At 43.2% G+C, this 17,898-nt stretch carries 12 protein-coding genes; 3 read left to right on the top strand and 9 right to left on the bottom strand.

All coding sequences use genetic code 11. The annotated features are described in order from the left end of the window. Positions 1-102 precede the first annotated feature (102 nt). From E7204_RS04780 to E7204_RS04800, 5 genes are all read right to left on the bottom strand, one after another. Entirely contained in the window at positions 103-1,875 is a 1,773-nt protein-coding gene (locus tag E7204_RS04780; RefSeq protein ID WP_295182188.1) for a hypothetical protein, read from the bottom strand. Positions 1,876-2,203: 328 nt separating this feature from the next. Then, positions 2,204-3,634 (bottom strand): cation:dicarboxylase symporter family transporter, encoded by a 1,431-nt coding sequence (locus tag E7204_RS04785; RefSeq protein WP_295182191.1) that lies wholly within the window; start codon positions 3,632-3,634, stop codon positions 2,204-2,206. 294 nt (positions 3,635-3,928) lie between these two features. After that, the gene (locus tag E7204_RS04790) at positions 3,929-4,639 is read right to left on the bottom strand and encodes a lactate utilization protein C (protein WP_295182193.1); all 711 of its coding nucleotides are present in this window, start codon (positions 4,637-4,639) and stop codon (positions 3,929-3,931) included. A 12-nt stretch (positions 4,640-4,651) separates the two neighbouring features. Next, positions 4,652-6,088: a LutB/LldF family L-lactate oxidation iron-sulfur protein gene (locus E7204_RS04795; RefSeq protein WP_021841971.1), complete on the bottom strand. Its 1,437-nt coding sequence runs from the start codon at positions 6,086-6,088 to the stop codon at positions 4,652-4,654. A 19-nt stretch (positions 6,089-6,107) separates the two neighbouring features. Beyond that, a complete protein-coding gene (locus tag E7204_RS04800) occupies positions 6,108-6,845 on the bottom strand; it encodes a (Fe-S)-binding protein (protein ID WP_127058967.1) in 738 nt (245 codons plus the stop codon). 434 nt (positions 6,846-7,279) lie between these two features. Between E7204_RS04800 and E7204_RS04805 the strand changes: the two genes are divergently transcribed. The 3 genes from E7204_RS04805 (at position 7,280) to E7204_RS04815 (ending at position 12,118) form a co-directional block, all read left to right on the top strand. Then, positions 7,280-8,758, top strand: coding sequence for an S-layer homology domain-containing protein (locus E7204_RS04805; protein WP_295182198.1), 1,479 nt, complete (start codon positions 7,280-7,282; stop codon positions 8,756-8,758). 17 nt (positions 8,759-8,775) lie between these two features. After that, entirely contained in the window at positions 8,776-10,494 is a 1,719-nt protein-coding gene (locus tag E7204_RS04810; RefSeq protein WP_295182199.1) for a glycosyltransferase family 39 protein, read from the top strand. Positions 10,495-10,636: 142 nt separating this feature from the next. After that, positions 10,637-12,118: an S-layer homology domain-containing protein gene (locus E7204_RS04815; RefSeq protein ID WP_295182202.1), complete on the top strand. Its 1,482-nt coding sequence runs from the start codon at positions 10,637-10,639 to the stop codon at positions 12,116-12,118. A 686-nt stretch (positions 12,119-12,804) separates the two neighbouring features. Here the strand turns inward: E7204_RS04815 and E7204_RS04820 are convergent. The 4 genes from E7204_RS04820 to speD all read right to left on the bottom strand — a co-directional run bounded on the left by E7204_RS04820 (position 12,805) and on the right by speD (position 17,802). Beyond that, positions 12,805-14,262, bottom strand: a complete 1,458-nt coding sequence (locus tag E7204_RS04820; RefSeq protein ID WP_295182205.1) for an ATP-binding cassette domain-containing protein — start codon at positions 14,260-14,262, stop codon at positions 12,805-12,807. Positions 14,263-14,345: 83 nt separating this feature from the next. Next, on the bottom strand, positions 14,346-15,281 hold the full coding sequence (locus E7204_RS04825) for a hypothetical protein (protein ID WP_295182207.1): 936 nt from the start codon (positions 15,279-15,281) through the stop codon (positions 14,346-14,348). 461 nt (positions 15,282-15,742) lie between these two features. Then, on the bottom strand, positions 15,743-16,918 hold the full coding sequence (locus E7204_RS04830) for an NADP-dependent malic enzyme (protein ID WP_295182210.1): 1,176 nt from the start codon (positions 16,916-16,918) through the stop codon (positions 15,743-15,745). 101 nt (positions 16,919-17,019) lie between these two features. Beyond that, positions 17,020-17,802 (bottom strand): adenosylmethionine decarboxylase, encoded by a 783-nt coding sequence (gene speD, locus E7204_RS04835; protein ID WP_295182212.1) that lies wholly within the window; start codon positions 17,800-17,802, stop codon positions 17,020-17,022. Positions 17,803-17,898 lie beyond the last annotated feature (96 nt).

Here is a 17,898-nt window from a genome sequence, read left to right on the forward strand (position 1 = left end):
CATCCGCAGTTTTTAAAGCTTTTAAAGCTTCTTTTGCATAAGCTAACGAATATTTATCTGTAGTAATCTCTACTGTACCACTTTTAAAGATAACTTTATCATCTACAACATCTCTGATTGTCGTTGGTAATACTTTATCCCCATTTGTAGTAATTGTAGTATCATCAGCACTACTACCAAAAAGTTGATCTGCCGTTGTAACGAGTATGCCTTTTCACCTAGAGTAAACTGTCCCTGTCCAACAATATTTTTTTCAAAATCAACAACATTAACTCGAGCTTGATCTTCAATATAAATATGTCCGTCCTCAGGATTATTTAATTTATACGTTCCTGTATAGTTACCATATAGGAAGGCTACATCAGAACCTGCAATATTCAACTTATCTGTAAAGTTCATATTTCCTTTGAAATTAATATCACCATCACCTGATACAGTACCTTCAATAGAATTTACATTTTCAAAATGAATAGCGCCACCTTCATGCGAAACAAAATTACCAACAGCCGATTGCGTGTCTTTAATGTATACTTCACCTTTATTAAAAACTTCTAAATCGCCATTATAATTTTTTAAATTATTTAAATTCAATGTGGCCGATTTAGCGGAAGAATAATCTACATCATTATTAACAGCAACAGTTGCATCTAGAGAATATTGACCTTGACCATCTATGGTCATTTCATTAGAATCATAATCCATGCCCGGACGCGCCCCATTTACTAATTCTAAAGCGTAGTTTCCGTCTGATTCTATTTCTAAGTCTTTATATAGATTTATTTGATCCTTTTTAGTCCCATTAGCCATTAATTCGCCAATAGTTCCACCATAATAATTAACTGTCGCATTATCTACATTTCCATGTATTTTATTTGTAAAATGCGTATTGTTATTCGAAGAATATGCATTCAAAGATAAATACTCTACATTACCACCGTACAAGTTAATAGTACTATTTTTTACATTAGAAGTTGTATTTACATTATCAACTTCTGCTATATTTTCAAAAGAACTGTCAACCGGTATAGCCTCCTGAAGATTTTCTTTATCCGGCACCGTTAATTGACCACCCACAACATAACCGCCGGCAATAATTTCTAATTCACCGCCGGAATAAACATTGATAGTCGAGTCTGAAACATTAACTGTACCACCTGCTTGCGCCAAGCCACCTCCAAAAACAGCACCTATATATGTGTCATTGCCTCCATCAATGGTAATGTTAACTTTATCAATCGTTGATTCTGTATTACCACCTATAGCTGCGCCGGCAAAAACGGCATCGGTGGCATAATTAAATGGATTTGCATCATCATCTTCTTCAGAAAAATTATCCGGCAAGTAATTATCAATAAACTTTCCGCCTTTTACTGTTAAATTCACATTTTTATCTGTAACAGACAATTTCCCCTCATCTGTATACACTCCGGTCCGCTGAGCTACTGATCCACCAAATACCAAGGCCGTAATATCGCCACCGGATATCGTAACATTTGTATTTTCAGTAGTGCCTGTTACGTCTCCTTCAAAAGTATGAAACGCCGTAATATAATGCCCACCAATCACAGATCGGCTCAATTCAACACCATCAGCTTCTTTAATTTCCTTGGCTAGAGTTCCTCCGGAAATAGCAATCGTTGTATTTACCGGTGCTTGAATACTCTTATTTTCATTACCTGTGAAATGCTCTTTTATTCCTCCTACAACACCATAATGCGTACCACTAGTAATCGTTGTAACTTTACTTGCATCAGCTGCCAATACCGGCTGACTATAGCTAAAGTACACGCCCCCTGTTAAACTAACTGCCATCAATGCCAACATAATTTTCTTGCTAAGTTTTAAATGTTTCTTGCCCGTTTTTGATTTCCCCACAGGACACATCCTTTCTGTCTATATGGCCTCCTATACCTAATCCCAGCCAATATAAACAAACAACAAAATATGTTCATGAAAAGCTCATGCATACTAAAATTTTATCATAATAAAGTATGCTATACAATAAGATAAATAATGCGTTTTTTGAATTTTAACTCCTATTGATTGTAAAGGGATTTATAGCGTCGAATTTCATATCGAAAATTTTCCTCATCGTTTATTAATCTATATTTTTACACAGCAAAAAACCTCGACAGATATCTCTGCCGAGGTTTTCTTTGTATGCTTATAACATTTTGTCGATGCTACAATTTACTTCTTTTGCTTAAGCAACTTCTGTGTCGCCACCGGTTTTATTGCTTACCGGGCGGTCGATGGTGGAAGTATCATTAAATGCTTCCTGGTCGAAAGTGCCCATAAGTTTATCTACAACGATGGCATTGGTCATAGAACCACTTACGTTAAGCATGGTACGACCCATATCGATGATTGGGTCGATAGCCAATACTGGGGAGATGGAGCTGAAGAACGCGCCAAGGCCGGTACCGGACAAGGATACGGATGCAGCCATAGTGGCTGTACCAGGTACACCGGCAATACCGATGGAACCTAAAGCGATTACGATAACACTCATAACATACATGGTCATATCAAGCGGTACACCGGCTACGTTCGCAATGTATACGATACATAAAGCCGGGAATACACCGGCACAACCCTGCATGCCGGCAGTAGTACCGAAGCTGCCTACTGTATTAGCAGTAGCGGCGTTAACGCCTAAACGTTTAGTCAAGGTATCTACCGTTAACGGCAATACACCCATACTGGAACGGGATGTGAAAGCTAAGAACAATGGTGCTCTTGCTTTACGGAAGTACATAATTGGGCTTACGCCGAAGATTGTCAAAAGTACAGCCTGTACAATCAACATAATCACGACACCAACGTAGATCAATACGATGAAAAGACCCATGTCGGCAATCGCTTGGAAGCCTTTTTGAGCCAATGTTGTTGCCAACAAGCCCAATACGCCGTAAGGCATAAGACCGATGATGAAATCTGCCACCCAAGAAATAATGAGGTGTAATTCATCAAATAATTTAGTAACCAATTCAAGTTTGTCGGTACCGGTTTGTTTAATCAAACGAGCAATACCGCCAATGATAACGCCAAATACTACAACGGCGATAACGTTAGTTTCCGCCATAGCGCTGATTGGGTTATTCGGAATCAAGGCACGCAAGGTATCAACAACAGGTTTTACTTCACGCATCTTGGCAGGGGCACCGCCGGCAGCAATACCTTCACCCAAATGAGTTACGGAACCAAGCACAAGACCTACAACAGCAGCGATAGCTACCATTACTAAGGCTACGAAAGCTGTGGAGCTAACTAATTTTTTCAAGTCAGCGCCGCGTTCCATGTGCAAAATAACATGAATAATGGAAATAAATACCAATGGAATAACGAGCATACGGATTAAATCAATAAACCCGCCACCGATTAAGGAGAACCATTTAGTACTTTCCTTAATGTATACGACCTTCATTGGATCGTCCGGGAATTGTGCAATGAACTGCACGATGAAGCCCAAAACGGCCCCTAATAAAGTACCGATGATAACAAGGTTACCAAAGGCTGTTTGGCGACGTTGTAAGTAATATACAAACCCCAACATTGCAACAAACAAGATTAGAATACCGATTGTCATCGGATTGCTAACCATTAAAAACTCTTGGAAAAATGGAATATCCACTTTATTTCCTCCTTACTGTATTCAATTGTGAATGTGACACTGATATTATATCATAACTCTTTTTAAATTCCTACTTTTTTAATAGAAAAACGTTCAAATTTTTTCGATATATTATCAATCACACTTCACCCAATGAGTATCCATATAAAATGCGTATTGACGAATATAGCCAAAAATTCTTATCAACATATTTAATAATATCAAAATATAAAATGTTTTGACTAATATTAGTCTGTAAAAAAGTCCGACGTCATAGGGCACAGTGTGTGCTTTTGGCGTCGGACATTTCCTTACCTAGTCAACGAGAATAAACGTTACATTGATAGGACCATGAACCCCTACTACACGAACCAATTCGATATCGGCTGTGTTGGAAGGACCTGAAATGTGAACCACATTGGATGGGAACCCTTCAGGATTTTCTTTATATACTTTGGTAAGAGCACGCATAGACTGCGTCATGCGAGGCACGATGTCAGAAGTGCGGATAACCGCAATGTGACAAAGTGGCAATAAACCGATGGAACGGCCACTGGCTTCAAAGCTTGGTTGAATAACAGTTGCTGTTTCGGCAATCCCCAAGATTGGGAATGTAACACCGATTTCAGCTACTTTAGCTTCGTCGATATTAGCTTGACGACCGGCCGACGGATTCCATTGATAGAAGGTGGTACCTTCTTTATTTACCTTATCAAAGTTTTCTTTCAATTGGAATTTTTCAGCTTCTTCGCAGCAAGGATAAATTACTTTACCGCCGCCGCGTGCTTCAATTTCATTTAAGATTGTTTCGACTACATGCGCTTCATCAGTAGTTACAAATTTAGTACCTACTTTTTCACATTCCACTTTGAACATATCTACAACTTGTTCGTGGGAAAGGTCGGAGTACATTGCCTCTTGAGGTCCTTTTTCATAAGGATACGGTGCTACGAAAGTAGGAATCTCTTTACGACCCAACGCATGAGAAATACGGCTAAAAAATGCTTTACGTTTTACATCATCCATTGTCTTGTCTCCTTACTTACGTTTGCTAGCTTCATATTCAGCATATACATCGCGGAATTTCTTGAGTTTTAATGTACCCATTTCTTTCGCTTTCATCCAGCCGCCAACAACCGGCAATAATTTAGTCCAATCGGCCATGTTACCGTTTTTACTCATAAGTTTCATGCCGATGGCACCTAACTTAGTACCATAGTCGAAGAGGAAGGAATTACTGAATACAGTAGCCACTGTTTTGAAAATAGCTTCTTCTGCTGCCGGACGAAGATGAGCTTTGTCGGCAATGTTTACGCGATGTTTCAAAAGTAATTCATGGAGCGGAATCTTAACCGGACAATGTTCCCAACATTCGCCGCACAAAGTGGAAGCGTATGGCAAATCGCCCGCTTTTTCATAACCAACCAATAATGGAGTCAATACCGCACCCATTGGCCCCGGATAGATGGAGCCGTATGCATGACCGGTGATATGACGATATACCGGACAGATATTCATACAAGCGCCGCAACGGATACAACGAAGCATGGAGTTGAATTCGCCGCCCAAAATATTGGAACGACCATTATCGATAATAATGATGTGAAGTTCTTCAGGACCGTCTGCTTCACCAGGTTTAGCAGGACCGGTAATCATGGAGAAGTAGTTGGAAATCTTAGCACCTACGGAGGAGCGAATTAAGAGTTCCATCATAATATCAAGACCGGCAAAGTCAGGTACAAGACGTTCCATACCCATGAGACAAATCATAGTCTTAGGCATGGAGCTACTCATACGACCGTTACCTTCATTGGATACGATAGTAATAGTACCGGTTTCGGCTACGGCGAAGTTACAGCCGGTGAAGCCGATGTCGGCGCGCAAGAAACGGTCGCGAATACGTTTACGTACGAAACGAGTCATTTCTTCCGGATCTTCGGTACCTTCATAGCCTAATTTGTCGTGGAACGTTTCACGAATACGACCACGAGCAAAGTGCAATGCCGGTACTACGATATGGGATGGTGGATTCCAGTCAGCTGTCTGCAAAATGAATTCGGCCAAGTCAGTTTCGTTAACTTCCACGCCTTCTTTCATCAATGCTTCGTTAAGGCTGATTTCTTCGGACACCATAGTTTTACCTTTTACGACCATTTTGGCGTTTTTGGCACGAACTACTTCCATAACATATTCATTTGCTTCTTCCGCTGTATGAGCAAAGTGCACTTTTGCACCGGCTTTAGTAGCGTTTTCAGCAAACTGATTCAAATAATAGTCGAGGTTGCTTAATACATGATCGCGAAGTTCAGCCGCTTCTTCACGGAAGTCTTCCCATTCAGGTACTTGATCAACCAACGCTTTACGTTTTGCATAGAATACATCTTGCGCTTTTTGGATGGCCTTTACCTTAAAGTCATTGGCAAGAACATCCTCAACACGTTTTTTAAACGGGCGTTCATCGTATAAAATAGCCATGTTCAGTTCCTCCTAACGACTAGCGGGAATTCAATAATTCCGCAATGTGCATTACTTTAATGCGACGGTCGATTTCGCCGTCTTTATAAAGGCGATCAAGCATACCTTCAATATTCATGAGACAAGCTTGGTCACCACCGGCTACTACATTAGCGCCGGAATTGTAAATATTCATTGCTTTTTCGCGAGTCATAACAGCAGAAATTTCAGGCTGTTTTACGGTAAACGTACCACCGAAACCACAGCAGCCTTCCGCGCGATTCATTGGTAAATATTCTAGACCTTTAATATTTTCCAATAATTTCATAGGTGGTTCTTTGATACCCATGAGACGAGTTACGTGACAAGATTTGTGGTACGTAACTTTGTCGTTAAATGTAGCTCCTACGTCAGTTACGCCTAATACATTCACGATAAATTCGGTGAATTCATAGATGCGTTCGCTGACTTTGGCGGCACGGGCCATCCATTCAGGTTCGTCGGCCAAAATATGACGGTATTCGTCACGAATGGCAAAGGCACAAGAACCGGACATACTCACGATATACTCTGCGTTTTCGAAGACTTCAATAGTATTCTTGATAGCCCCTTTAGCCGCATCGTTATACCCGGAGTTCACGAACATCTGTCCGCAGCATACTTGCTTTTTAGGTACGGTAATATCGCAACCTAAACGTTCTAATACCTGTACGCCGGCCATCCCCACGTGGGGATAAAACATGTCAATCAAACATTGTGAAAATAAATGAATTTTCATTTCCTCACATCCTCAACTTTCCTACGTACTTACACTTACTAGATTACCCACACTTGCGTATACTTCCCATTTTTTTCAACATTAAACGGTCTATATTGTATATTCGCACGGAAATCATCACCCTTATTATATAGAATAACAAATGTATTGTCCAAAGAATTGCGATATTGGCAAACGCCCTATGTCATATGCATTTTACGAATGCTTGAAATAGGATTTAGTAAAATATTTGTATACAGAACGTAATTATTTGAATAGTGAATCTCATTAACGCTAAACCGCCCCTTTATCTCTTTAAAGGCCCCGTGGTTCGTGATATAATCAATGTATTAAGGGTATTTTTTTTAGTATTCGTAAAATCAATAATAAAGTACATACTTTATCAAGGTGAAAACCGTTATTTTAACAACCTGTATCAGAAAGGGGTCTCACTTATGACATCACGTTCTTTACGTTTAGCCGTTCTCGTGGCTACACTTTTAACAACAACTACCTACACCGGCTTGGCCGCCGATGCGGACAGCACTACCGCGTCTACCGCCACAACGGCTGCCGTAACAACAACCGCAACGGATAGCGATTCCATTGACACGGTAACGACTGCCACTACTTCGACCGTTCAAACTAAAGCATTAACCGAAGCGGATAAAGAAAAGGCGCAATTAGTTGAAACGATGAATGAAAAAGCCGCCGCCAATGCTGCTGCGGAAGAAGCCAAAGGTTTTAAAGATGTAAAAAATCATTGGGCTGCCGTACCAATCAACGTGATGCTTGAGGATGGTATCTTATCCGGCAACGGTCAAGGCGAATTCAAACCGGATGATGCTTTAAAAACTGCCGATGCAGCCGCGCTTTACAACAAGCTCATCGCTTATGACAAAGCACAGCAAGCTGCCAAAGCAGCTAAAAGCAGCCAAAACAAAAAGAACACTAAAAACACCACTACTGTTAAAGATGTGACCGGCGAAGAATTGCTCGCGCCTTTCAAAAATCAGGAGACTTTAACTCGTGAAGAATTCGCTCAGACCGCCGCTGAATATTTAGCTTACAAAGACGAACTGACCGTGGCTTCCATTAAGAGCAAAACGAAAGCTAAAGAATATAAACCAAATATCGTGGTAGCGCCTGACGAAGTGAACTTCCCGGATGAAAAGAAAATCGACAGCGATTATAAATCCTCCGTTACCACGTTGGCCAGCCGTGGCATCATCGCTTCCGGCGGTGACGACAACTACTTCCGTCCAACGGAAGACATCACCCGTGCCGAAGCAGTGGCCATGTTATTCCGCATTGAAAAAGGTATGACCGTCTCTCCGGCAACAAGCACTAAAGCGATCGATACCAATGCTAAAACTGTGAGCAGCGCAACCGGCGACAAAACAGCTACCACCACCAAAAACACTACCACCGGTAATGTAACCGCCAAAAAGACCAGCGAATTAGAAGCACAGTCTGATCTTGAAAATAAAGTTTTCAAAAAATTAAACAACCTCTACAAAACACCGGGCAATTTCCAAAACTACGGCGTAATGTATTGGCAAAATGATGTATTGCATGTAGCCTTCAAGAGCGATGACGATCTTGCTCAATTCGAAGACATTTTAGCTAAAAACGACAAAGATAAACTGGCTAGCGAAACATTGGCTAATCGTGTTCATTTAGAAACAACCCAATACAGCCAGGCTGAATATGACCGTATTGAAAACAACTTCCGTACGTTCTACGCTCAAAAACAGCCGGCCGGCACTATCTTGGGTGCTTATCCGAGCGTAGCTCACAATCAGCTTATTGTCCGCGTCGACAAAGGTTTTGATTATATGAATGATTCCATCCGTAATGCGTTCGGCAACAAGGTTCACGTTTTCTTGGTTACCGACAATGCCGACTCCACTACTGATACTGCTAAGAATTAATTAAGGAGTCTTCAGCCATGTTTGCAACACCTTTCACGCGCCGAGATTATCTCTACCTATCGGCCATCGGAATCTGGCTCTTATTCGCCTACGGGCTCTTCGCCTGGAACTTTCCGATTACCGACACGGTAGAATCCAATTATGCCTTAAGTGCCGTCAATATGCTGCAACATCAAAGCTATCTGTCTCCCATGATTTACGATGAGTACTGGTATGACAAACCGATTTTCACCTACTGGCTCTTAATGGCCTCCTTCAGCCTCTTCGGCATATCGGATTTTGCGGCGCGCCTGCCGTTCATCCTTTGTGCCGCCCTGAACGGCATGTTTATGTATTATGGCATGCGCCTCATTGCTAAGCGTCGCGATTTAGCGTTGTGGTGTGCCATTATGCTGGGCACTTCGTTAGAATTTTGGTATATCAGTCATGCCATTTTGACGGATGGTTATTTATTTCTATTCACCCAAGGAATTCTCTACTTTGCTTATTTAGGTCTCAGAGGCCGGCAAGTGCGTCGTCATATGATACTGGCCTACGCCTCCGCGGGCCTTGCCGTTTTGACAAAAGGGCCGGTCGGCCTCGTCCTACCCGGCATTATTCTCATAGCCTATGTCGCTCTTTTCCAGCGTGATACACTCACGTGGCAACGCTTGTTCCACCCATTGGGCCTGCTCGCCTTTGCGGTCGTCGCGTTGCCTTGGTACATCCTGATGTACAGCTACCACGGCATGGCCTTCATCGAAGAGTTCTTGGGCCTCCATAATGTAGTTCGTGCCACAATACCGGAACATCCGGAGCAAAACTGGTGGTTTATGTACTTTGTGCTTTGGCCCGTGTCCCTATTACCGTGGACAGGCCTCACGATTTACGAACTCATCTATGGTGAACGCAATTCTTGGTTCAAATATCTCCTAACTTGGGGGCTCGGCGTATTTATTTTTTACAATCTCATGGCCACCAAGTATATTACCTACACATTCTTGTGTATCATTCCGTTTATCATCTTGACGGCGCAAGGCTATATTCGTTTAAAAGGCCATCTTTTGCGAAATATCCCACCCCGCGAAGTTAAGGTTATCGCCATGGCACCGGACAGCGATTTCTGTTGGCTCCCGCAGCAAACAAAATCGTATAGCAAAAACCTGCTCGTCCTATTGCCGGCCTTGTTCTTAGTGGCTATCGCCATCATCGGTGTTTGGTTTGGTATTCGCACCCAACCGGATGTGGATCCGTCACAACTTAGCATGGCCTTAAGTATCGGTGCCGTGCTCTGTGCCTTGCCTCTTTTATACGCTCTTATCAGGCCCCATATCTGCCGAAGTATAAAAGCCGTGGCCATAAGCACCAGCATTCTCTATGTATTATTGCTCTGTGCTTTACCGCCGATTGTGGACGATGCTTCTACTGAAAAACTGGCCGATACCTTAGCCTTACGGCCAACTACGCAGATGTACTACTATCGCGATTATCGCACATCCCTCGTGTATTACACGGGCCATTCGGTAACGCAAATCATACCGGATCCGGACGAGGAAACCATCTGGGATAAGGGCAAAAATGTAATGCCCGTGCTGTCTGAAGCGGATACGGTAAAAGCCACTCAAGGTCAAACGGATTACTTTATCTTCGTGCCGAAGAAATATAAAGCGGACTTTTTAAAAACACCGCTCAGCCAACATACCACTGAATTCTATCAAGTGGAAAATATTATAGTTTTCAAACCGAAAGCACAATAATTACATAAATATATTTCAACTTACAATTTTTAACATACACTAAAACAGCTAGGTAACCTAACTTCCAGGGTACCTAGCTACGTTTTAATCCGTTTAAAGTAAATCTAAAGTAATTTATAAAACCCAATTTTGGAGGAGTACCATGTCTAAATTTTTTACCACAAAGTCTCTTGCCGTACTTTGTGCCCTCGTGCTCACCGGCGCTGTGGCTCAGGCCGGCACCGTAACGGTAACCGGTCCCGATGATGCCGTAAGCGACGATTATACCCCTGTTCGTGTTGTCAAAGAATCCGCGAGCAACGAAACAACATTCAGCCCATTGGCCTTAAAATATTACACCACGAACAACACGGCTCAAGCGGTGGGTGAGGCCGCTAAAGCAGCGGAAGCTGAAAAAGCCGCCGAGGTTAAAGCAGACTCTGTTGTAACCGCCACGGCTACCCCCGAAGAAGTACCTGTCACTAAAGCTTCTGCTAACCAAACTGCAGCTGCAAAATCTAATCAAGCAACCGCTAATACAAAAGCGTCTGCCAACTCACAAGTCACTCCCGGCACCTATAAACCGTTTAAATTTGACATGGCCACAACTGCTCCTACTGTTTTTGAAGAGGCTCGTAAATATACCTTTAAAGACATTCCGGCAGATTATTGGGCTGCCAAGGCCATTGCGGTTATGACTAACCAGCAGTTGATTTCCGGTTACAACGATAATACCTTCCGCCCCGAAAAACCAATCAGTCGTGAAGAAGTGGCCTCCTTATTCAGTAATTTAATTTCCGGCGAGTCCTCCGTCATGCTCTCCAGTTCCTTCAAAGACATTACCTCCGACCGCTGGTCCGCCAATGCCATTGAACGAGTGGCTCAGCTGAACCTTATCAGCGGCTATGGCGATAATACCTATCGTCCGGAACAATTCATGTCGCGCCAGGAATTCGCTGTGGTGGCGGATAATTATATTCACTACTTAGGCTATACCACCGACGACCAGACTGCTATTGACGCCGTTCATTACAACGACCAGAAATTCATTGCCCCTTGGGCGCAAACCGCCGTTCGTGAACTGGCGGCCTTGGGTTTTCTCCATTACCAGCCGCGTTTATTGTTTAATCCTGAAAAATACATTACCCGCGCGGAAGCAACAGAAATCATGTATCGCGTAACCAACAGTGATGCTGCCGTAGCTTTGCGTGAAAAAATTCTCCATCAACAGGTAGAAAATAAAATGCTCACTTTGATTGAGCAAACCTTCGGCAAAGAATACGTATTCCGCACCCACGGTGCCATGTACTGGCAGGACAATAAACTGGTAGCCGCCTTAAAAGACGAAAATGATGTTAAAAAATTAGGCGCCGCCCTTGCGTTCTCTAAAGATAGCGATTTGCGTAGCAATACCCAAGTAACAACAGGCGTTATGAACGAAATTGAACTGGGCAAACTGCAAACCGAAGCGGCTTACTACTATAACCAGCAGGAGCCGACCGGATCCATATTATCCGCCGTGCCAAATAAAAATGCGTCGGGGTTAATTTTGGTGGTTGATCAATTAAACCCAGGAAGTAATAAAGCGATGGCAAAAAAATTCGGTTCCAAAGTAACGATAACGGTTGCCGAAGAAGCAAACTAAGTGTACTGCTCGAAAAAGGATTGGCTCGACGAGCTAATAAAGAGACTATATTTAAGCGAGTGAGCTAAATAAACCCTTTAATATAAAGAAGGTTTACGCTTTCCAATACCCGCTCTCCTATTTGAGCGAGAATTAATCAATGTAACACATTACTAACATGAAAAAGAAGGTCTACTCCCTTCCCCGCTGTTTCACATCAAGGGGACCCCTTTGGAGTAGACCTTCTTTTTCATTGTTTATATCACAGTACCTATTATTATATGTTATCTCGCTCAAATATCACCAACGCCATAAACGCCAATAACGTAAACCTTCTTTTTAATTTCATAGAGCCTCTACCCCAGCCTCACTCGCTTAAATAACATAACTTCAATTAAAGCTATTCGAGCCAATCTTTTTTTCATCGCCCAAACACTTAACTCGCCATCTTCGGCAACGGTTATCTACTAGATGGAATCCGAATTTTTCTGCCGGTTAACGCAATTAAATACTTGTTCTGCGAGATAATTTGCTCAATTCACCAAAATTATTGTGTATTGAGGGAGAATACTACCATAAACACTTTATAACATAAAAAGAACGTCTACTCCTTCGCCATTGCTTTTGGCGGTGGGGAGAAGAGGAGGATTGAATGTATTTGTAATTAGTTTTTACCGTTTTTAGGGCATCAGATTGTTTGATTAACTTCAGATGTATTGGCCGGTGATGCTGTTTTGGTTGTTTTTGATGTCTGAAGGCGTGCCTTCAGCAACGATTTGGCCGCCTGCTTCACCACCGCCCGGGCCCATGTCGATTATGTAATCCGCATTTCGGATTACGTCGAGGTCGTGTTCGATGACGATAACGGTGGCCCCATTGTCCAGAAGGGCCTCAAATACGCCCAGTAGGACTTGTACATCCAATGGATGTAAGCCAATTGAAGGTTCATCAAAGACAAAGACGGAGTCTGATTGTGTTTTGCCAATTTCACTGGCTAATTTTAAACGCTGCGCTTCACCACCGGACAGACTTGGTGTTTCCTCAGCCAAGGTCAGATAACCAAGACCTAGTTGTTTCAAAATGTTCAACTTTTGATGAACACTTTTCATATCTTTACAAAACTCGATGGCTCTGTTTACATCCATTGCCATTAGTTCCGGCAAAGAAATGGCCGCACCGGATTTATTTTCGATTTTTATATCATAGGCTTCCTTGGCATAGCGCGAACCGCGACAATCGGGGCAAGGTATATTCACATCAGGCAAAAATTGCACATCGAGGCTTACCTGCCCGGTCCCATCACAGCCGGGGCAACGCAGGGAGCCGGTGTTATAGGAAAAGGCCCCCGCCTTATAGCCTTTTTCTTTTGCCGCGTCAGTTTTGGCAAATTGCTTACGCAATTCATCATGTACGCCGGCATAGGTAGCAACGGTGGAACGCACATTAATTCCGATTGGGGTCGCATCAATGAGTTTTACATGGGCAATCCCCTCCGCTTCAATCGCGCGAATATGATTCGGCAACACATTGCCGTTAGTAGAGGCCTCCAAGGCAGGCACCAGGCTTTCCAACACCATGGTAGTTTTACCGGAACCGGACACACCGGTAATAACCGTAAGTCGCCCCTTGGGAATAGTCACTTCAAGCGGTTTTACAGTATGAATCGCTGACGTTGACAGATGAATCGAGCCATGAACAAACATATCTTTTGGGGCAGCCTGACTGCGAACCTTCGTGTCAATTTTACCGGCAAGAAACGGCCCGATTTGGGACTTTGGATTTTTTTCAATAGCAGAAATATCCCCTTCGGCAATTACATACCCACCGTTAGCTCCAGCCTCCGGTCCCATTTCAACAACCCAATCGGCTTCTTTTAAAATCTGGGTATCATGGTCAACGAGAATGACAGAATTGCCATCCGCCACAAGATCGTGCATTACGCCGTTCAAGCCCACTATATTTGACGGATGCAAACCGATAGACGGTTCATCCAGCACATAGAGAACGCCCGTCGTGCGATTACGCACGGCGCGAGCGAGTTGCATACGCTGGCGTTCACCCGTCGACAGGGTAGCCGATGCTCGGTCTAAGCTCAGATACCCCAGACCTAAATCTATGAGTCGTTTGGCCGTACTCTGAAAAGCCTCACAAATACTATCCGCCATAGGCTTCATTTCTTTTGGCAAACTACCGGGCACAGCCTGTACCCAAGTAACCAGTTTGGAAAGGGTCCAGGTACAAGCGACATCTAACGAAATTCCTTGGATTTTGGGTGCCCGAGCCGCTTCTGAAAGGCGTGTGCCGTGACAGGTCGGACTATATCCTCTTTTAAAAACTTCGCCACCCGCTTCATGCCTTTTTCGTCCTTAACTTTTGCCAGGGCATTTTCAACAGTGTAAACCGCGTTATAATAGGTAAAATCCACCTCACCAGCTTCATTCGAGCTCTTTGATTTATAAAAAATATGCTTTTTCTCAGCCGGACCGTGATAGACAATTTCTTTTTCGGCATCCGTCAAATCTCGAAATGGTACATCCGTACGGACGCCCATGGCACGGCACACGTCGGTCATTAACGACCACATCAAGCTATTCCACGGTGCCACAGCTCCGTCGTCAATGCTAAGCGATTCATCCGGCACCAAACTCGCCATATTCACCGTCCGAACACTGCCCGTACCGCTACAAGTTTCACAAGCGCCTTGTGAATTAAAAGCCAACTCTTCTGCGGATGGCGCATAGAAATGAACACCACATTCAGGGCAAATAAGTTCTTTTTCAGCAGCCACAGCTAAAATCGGCGCCAAATAATGACCGTTCGGACAGCGATGACTGGCCAGCCTCGAGTACATGAGACGCAGACTGTTTAACAACTCCGTACCTGTCCCAAAAGTACTGCGGATTCCCGGCACACCGGGCCGCTGATGCAAAGCCAACGCCGCCGGCACATATAAAACCTCATCCACACTTGCTTTCGCAGCCTGCGTCATGCGCCGCCGCGTATACGTTGACAACGCCTCCAAATAACGACGAGACCCTTCCGTATACAAAACGCCAAGTGCCAGCGAAGACTTGCCGGAACCCGATACCCCTGCAATCCCGACAATCTTCCCCAACGGAATATCTACATCAACATTTTTAAGATTGTGAACCCTTGCGCCACGAACCAATATCTTATCAATCATAAAATCACTCCAAACTCTTTCCCCTTACACATCATTATATATCTAACTATCTAATTGAAAATATCATCTCACATTAAAATACACTTTTAATCAAGCTAATCATTCCATTAAAACTAACCATCTGCCCTCAGTATAATAAACTCACCCAAGTAAATCAATCCAACAGATAATTTCCTCCTCCCCACCCTTTTGGCGGAAGGGCGGCGAGAAATAAAAAGGCCGTATCTATACGAGCGCTTTAGCTATTCGAGATTGGAAGTGCGCTGTGAGATGAGGGTGTTGCTCTGAATTACACTAACACAAACAAAAGACCGCCTATCTCTTATGAAGCGACTTTTGCTGCGTGCAGCCCAGGAGCAAATAAGAGATAGGCGGTCTTTATTTAGTTGTAATAAGAAAATCCCTCATCTCACAGGAGCACTTCACTAACGATAGCTCTGCGCCGATAAGATACAACCTTTTTATTTTTTACGCGCTACGCCCGTTTTCACGGCCACTTCTGCAACGGCTTTAGATACTGCGAGCGGAACGCGTTCGTCGAATGCGTCAGCCACTACATAGTCTTCACGAAGGTCTTCGTCAGCTACGAGGTTAGCCAAAGCATCGGCAGCAGCCAATTTCATTTCATCATTGATTTTGGATGCGTGAACATCGATGGCACCGCGGAATAAACCAGGGAATACGTTAACGTTGTTAATCTGGTTTGGCGCGTCACTGCGGCCCGTACCCATAACGCGTACGCCGGCAGCTTTCGCATCGTCATACATAGCTTCCGGATTAGGGTTAGCCATGGCAAATACGATAGAGTCTTTTGCCAAGTTTTTCAAAATTTCAGGTGTGAAGGCACCGGCTGCGGATACGCCGAGTAATACGTCTGCGCCTTTAGCCACTTCAGCAAGGGTACCGGTCTTTTCTTCCTGACCTAACAATTGGATTAATTCAGCCTGCAAAGAGTCAAGGCGTTTATAGTTTTTGTTGAGTACGCCGGAGCTTACCATCAAGGTAATGTCGCGAGCGCCTGCAAGGTATAAAAGACGGGCAATGTTAGCACCGGCTGCACCGGCACCGTTTACAACGATTTTAACTTTGCTCAAATCTTTTTTCACAAAACGAAGAGCCGCTTTAACGCCTGCAAGGCAAGCAATGGCTGTACCGTGTTGGTCGTCATGGAATACAGGAATTTCCAATTCTTCTTTCAAGCGGTTTTCAATTTCGTAGCATTTAGGCGAGGAAATGTCTTCTAAGTTAATGCCGGCAAAGTTCTTCTGTAATAATTTAACCGTGCGGATGATTTCTTCCGTATCTTCCGAATCAATTACGATTGGCACGCAGTCTACATTACCGAAACGTTTGAAAAGTAAGGATTTACCTTCCATTACCGGCATAGCAGCGGCTGCCCCGATATTGCCAAGCCCGAGTACACGAGTCCCGTCAGATACAACTGCCACCATATTACCGCGGCAAGTTAAGTCGAAAGACAATTCTTCATTGTCTTTAATGCGAAGGCAAGGTTCAGCAACACCCGGTGTATAAGCTACGGATAAATCGTGAGCATCCTTCAAAGGATATTTTGTGCCGGTTGTCAAAAAGCCGCCTAATTCTAATTTCTTTTGTACTGCTTCTTCGCGTACGTCCATGAGTATTCCCCTCCTGTTATAGTTTACAATCGGTAGTTTGCTTTCGCAAAAATTGATTTCACGGCTTGCATGAAGTCAATTTCTACCACAAAACAGCTACATTACTGTTTTAATGTCGGTAGATTTCTACCATAAAAAATTTCTGCCATTTCCTGTTTCAATAATTGGTTAATGTGTTTACGTTCTTTTGGTGTCAAATCGTCTTCCGTAATACCGAAAAGGTAATTATTGATGTCATATTCTTTGAGCATCATTTTTGTATGGAAGATGTTTTCCTGGTACACATTCACATCAATCATGTTATACAAGTTTTTGGTTTTTGCATCAATATAATTCTGGATTGAGTTGATGCGGTGATCAATATAAAGTTTTTTGCCTTGTACATCGCGTGTAAAGCCACGAACTCGGTAGTCAAGGCTGATAATGTCCGAATCAAAACTGCCAATCAAGTAATTTAAAGCTTTGAGTGGCGAGATTTGGCCGCAAGTGGACACGTCAATATCCGCACGGAACGTGCTGATACCGCGGTACGGATGACTTTCCGGATAGGTGTGAACCGTCAAATGGCTTTTGTCCAAATGGCAAACCACATCTTCCTTCTGAATTTCTTCTTCAGAAATCAAAATCGTCACACTGGCGCCCTGCGGATCATAATCCTGCTTGGCCACGTTAAGTACGTTAGCACCAATAATATGAGACACTTCTGTCAAAATATCCGTTAGCCGTTGTGCATTATACACTTCATCAATGTATTCAATATACTGCCGTTTTTCAGCTTCGGTATTCGTATAGCAAATATCATAAATGTTAAAGCTCAATGTTTTCGTTAAGTTGTTAAAACCGTATAATTTCATCTTCTTAATCGGTTTCACGGATGTCTCCATAATATTTTGTACACCTTCCTCATTCAATACTTAATCCTATATTTTATTATATCGAAACTCTTCGTCGCATTCAATACTTTCGATATCTTATTTTAT

It is taken from the genome of Veillonella sp. (genome assembly GCF_015058545.1).
Taxonomy (GTDB): Bacteria; Bacillota; Negativicutes; order Veillonellales; family Veillonellaceae; genus Veillonella_A.